Here is a 4,035-nt window from a genome sequence, read left to right on the forward strand (position 1 = left end):
AGGGCCGTGCCCTCGGGATAGGCCTGCGCCAGGGCCACCCCCGCCGGGACCTGCGGCACGCCGGCCCGGGCCAGCATCTCGCCATAGGTGCGCCTCATCTTCTGGCCAGGGCGGGGCGGGTCGATGTCGCCCATCTCCTCCAGGAACTGTCGGTTGATGTCCTCGGGGACGACGCCGTCAAAGCGCAGGAATCCGCGGGCGGCGAAGCTGGCCATGGCCTCGGCGGACAGCAGGGGCAGGTCGTTCATGCGCCGGTCTCCACGATCTGTTCGAACAGGAACTCGTACTTCAGGTAGGCGAGGTCGAACTCCTCGCCCCGGGCGTGAGGCAGCAGGGGCGAGGCCTGGATCAGCCGCCAGCCGTCGCGCAGGGCGTGCAGGCCGGTGGGATAGGGCGGGGCGTCCTCGTCGCCGGCCATGCGCCGGGTCTGCCCCGTCCCGTCGAACAGGGACCAGCCCACCACGGCGGAATCCAGCGCCGAGTTGGCCAGGTAGAGCACCAGCACCTTCTGTCGCAGCATGTCGCCTCCCGAAGCGGGACCAGCATGGGCAGGCGCGCGACCTGAGTCCAGCGCTCACCCGCCGGCCAGGAAGTCCCGGGTCGCCTCCAGCACCTCCACCAGGGTCAGGCGCTGGACCTCGACCCCCTCCGGCAGGGCGGCGAACAGCCGGGTCGGGGTGGCGGCGTCGAGCATGACGAAGACCCCCTTGTCGTCCTGCCGGCGGATCAGGCGGCCGAAGGCCTGGGCGATGCGGCCCCGGGCGATGGCGTCGTCCCAGCCAGCGCCGAACCGCGCCCGGCGGGCCTTGTGCAGGAGGTCCGGCCGGGGCCAGGGCGCCCGGTCGAAGACCAGCAGGCGCAGGCTGCGCCCCGGCACGTCGACCCCGTCGCGGACGGCGTCCGTGCCCAGCAGGCAGGAGTCGACCTCGGCCCGGAAGATGTCCACCAGGGCCCCGACCTCCAGGGGGTCGACGTGCTGGGCGTAGAGGGAAAGGCCCCGGTCGCCCAGCGGGGCCGCGATCTGGTCGTGCACCGCCCTCAGCCGGCGGATGGCGGTGAAGAGGCCGAGCCCTCCGCCGCCCGCCGCCAGGAAGAGCTCGCGCATGGCCGCCGATACCTGACGGGCGTCGGTCTTGCTGACGTCCGTCACCACGAAGGCCCGGGCGCAGGCGGCGTAGTCGAAGGGCGAGGCGAGGCGCAGGTGAGCAGGGGGCGCCGCGAGGCGGCGGCCCCCCGACCTCAGCTCGGCCAGGTCGAAGGGATCCTCGGCAGCGGCGTCCGTCAGGGTCGCGGAGGTGACCAGCACGCCGTGGGCCGGCTCCAGCACGGCGCGGGCGAGGGGCTCGGTGGGGTCGACCCAGTGCCGGCGGAAGGCCGCGTCGACCCAGCGCCCGTTGATCACCGTGGCCTCGAACCAGTCGACGAAGTCGTCGCCGCCGCCCTCGCCTCCGGCCTCTTCCTCGAGGGTGGCCAGCATGCCGCGCCAGGCGGGCAGGGTCATGCGGGCCCGTCGGTCCAGCCCGCGCAACACGCCCTCGATCCGGCCCCGCTCGGGCCCGGTCAGGGTCTCGGCGCCCTGGTCCAGCAGGTCCTCCAGGGTCCGGGTCAGGGCCAGCAGGGGGGCCTCGATGGCGGCCAGGGCTGCGGCGGCGGCGCGGCCGGTCGCCACGACTTCCGCCAGGGCCGGGCGGGCGGCGCAGGCCGGGTCGGCGGCGTCGCTGCGGGCCCGAAGTTGCACAATCATCGCCGACAGGAAGGCCTCGACCGGCCCCTGGGCCGAAGCGCCCTCCGCGCCCGTGATGCGCGCGCTCCAGCCCTCCGAGGGCAACTGGCCCGCGGTGTGAAGGACGGCCTGCAGCGCCTCCCGCGCCGGTCCGTCCGCGCCGACGAGGTCGCCGACCCGGGCCTCCAGCCCGCGTCCGCGGCGGCCCCGACGCTCCGACCCCCGGATCCAGCGCCTCAGCTCCACCGCCTCCTGACCCGACAGGGCGGTGGAGAAGGCGGAGTCGGCCGCGTCGAACAGGTGATGACCCTCGTCGAACACCACCCGGCGCAGGCGGGTGGACTCCGCGTCCTCCGGCGCCCCGCGTCCCGCCCGGGCGCCGTCGAAGGCCGCCTGGGCCATGACCAGGGCGTGGTTGGCGATGACGATGTCGGCCCGGCGCGAGGCGCGGATCGCCTTTTCCACGAAGCAGGTGCGATAGTGCGGACAGCCGGCGTGGATGCACTCGCCCCGCCGGTCCACGAGGTTGGCGGCGCTCGCCTGCCCGGCGGCGGGGCCGGCGAACAGTCCGGGCAGCCAGGCGGGGAAGTCGCCGCCAGTCATGTCGCCGTCCCGGGAGGCGCGGATCCAGCGCGCCGTCAGCCCAAGGCCCACCAGGTCCCCCGATCCCAGCTGAGCCGCGTTGGCCATGTCCTGGAAGTTGAGCAGGCAGAGATAATTCTCGCGTCCCTTTCGGACGACCGCCCTGCGCCGCCGCTCCGCCAGGTCCGGGAAGAGGACGGCGCTCTCGCGCTCGATTTGTCGCTGAAGGGCGCGGGTGTAGGTGGAGATCCAGACCGACGGGCCGTTCATCTCGGCCCAGGCGGAGGCCGGCGCCAGGTAGCCCAGCGTCTTGCCGATACCGGTCCCCGCCTCCGCCAGCAGCATCTGCGGCTGACCCTCGCGCTCCCTGGGCTTGAAGACAGAGGCGGTCTCGCGCGCATACTCCGCCTGCGCCGTCCGGTCCTCGTCCAGGCCTGCACGTTCCAGCAGGACGCCAAGGCGTTTCACCGAGACCTCCGGAGTGACGGGGGCGTCGCCGGGCTCTCCCGCCGGGCCAGGGTCCTCCCACTCCTCGAGCCGGGTCCAGACATCAAGGCCGGAGCTCCGGAAGGCGTTGCTGACCGGATGGCTCCGCAGGGCCGCCGTCACCGCCGGGCCCCAGGCCCAGCCGGCGCGGGCCAGGGTCTCGGCCAGGGCCAGGGCCTCCTCGCGCGAGGGCGTCGGGGTCTCGGCGAGGTCCTGAAGAAGCCGTTCGGCGACCCGGCGCAGGGCCTCAGCCATCTGGACGGGTCCTGCGGGTTCAGGTTCGCCGAGGGCGAGGGCGAGCCCCGCCGCCGACGGCGCCGTAAAGGCTCCGGGCCGGACGAAGGCGAAGAGCTCCAGCACATCGAGGAGCCGAGGGGTGCGAGTCGGCGCTTCCAGGCCCAGCCTCCGGGCGGTCAGGGCGGCGTGGACGACCAGGACCCCTTCGTCCCGGAAGTGATCCCGCGCCTCCGGCGGCCGCACCACGCGCGCGCCGTTCCCCTCCGCCAAGGCGGCCTTGGGACCCGGCAGGACAATCAGGGCGGGCGGAAGGTTCACCCGGGTGGACTACCCCAGCCCGGCGCGAAACGGAACCGGAACGGAGCGGCGGGCAGAACCTAGGCCTCGGCCCGTGAGAAGAGGCGGATGATCAGCACTCCGGCGAGGATCAGGCCCATTCCGAGCATGGCCGGCACATCCAGCCTCTGGCGGAAGCCGATCCAGCCTATGGCTGTGATGGCCAGTATGCCCACCCCCGACCAGATGGCGTAGCCGACGCCCAGGGGGATCGTCTTCTGCGCCTGGGACAGGCAGTAGAAGGACGCCGCGACGAGGGCGATGGCCCCGAAACCCGGCAGAGGTCGGGAAAAGCCATCGGAGAGTTTGAGCAGGCTGGTGCTGACGATCTCGGTGGCGATGGCGCCCGCCAGCCAGGCATAGCCGCTCATCGGGAGGGTCCGTCCCCGGCTGCAGGGCGGTCGCGTCCGAAGTTGGGCTCGGCGCTTTCCTGTCCGGCGATGATGATGCCCCGGCGGATGTCGCGGGTGCGGTTGAACAGGTCGAACAGCTTGTCGCCCTCGCCCCACCGGATGGCCCGCGAGAGGGCCTGCAGGTCCTCGGTGAAACGGCCGAGGATCTCAAGGACGGCGTCCTTGTTGGCCAGGAAGATGTCCCGCCACATGGTGGGATCCGAAGCGGCGATCCGGGTGAAGTCCCGGAAGCCGCCGGCCGAGTACTTCATCACCTCG

5 protein-coding genes are annotated in these 4,035 nt (G+C 73.1%); all 5 read right to left on the minus strand.

Annotation, left to right across the window (positions count from 1 at the left end):
• Positions 1-248 (minus strand): hypothetical protein (locus tag INE98_RS10945; RefSeq protein WP_293538898.1); only part of this gene is annotated, 248 nt, incomplete at its 3' end.
• Positions 245-520 carry a hypothetical protein gene (locus INE98_RS10950; RefSeq protein ID WP_293538900.1) on the minus strand — a complete coding sequence of 92 codons (276 nt, stop codon included), beginning with the start codon at positions 518-520 and terminating at the stop codon, positions 245-247. The genes INE98_RS10950 and INE98_RS10945, both read right to left, overlap by 4 nt.
• A gap of 54 nt (positions 521-574) precedes the next feature.
• On the minus strand, positions 575-3,346 hold the full coding sequence (locus tag INE98_RS10955) for an ATP-dependent DNA helicase (RefSeq protein ID WP_293538901.1): 2,772 nt from the start codon (positions 3,344-3,346) through the stop codon (positions 575-577).
• A gap of 59 nt (positions 3,347-3,405) precedes the next feature.
• Entirely contained in the window at positions 3,406-3,735 is a 330-nt protein-coding gene (locus INE98_RS10960) for an SMR family transporter (RefSeq protein WP_293538903.1), read from the minus strand.
• Positions 3,732-4,035: prephenate dehydrogenase dimerization domain-containing protein (locus INE98_RS10965; protein ID WP_293538905.1), on the minus strand; the 304-nt coding region annotated here is incomplete at its 5' end. The genes INE98_RS10960 and INE98_RS10965, both read right to left, overlap by 4 nt.

Source organism: Phenylobacterium sp. (assembly GCF_020253645.1).
Taxonomy (GTDB): Bacteria; Pseudomonadota; Alphaproteobacteria; order Caulobacterales; family Caulobacteraceae; genus Phenylobacterium.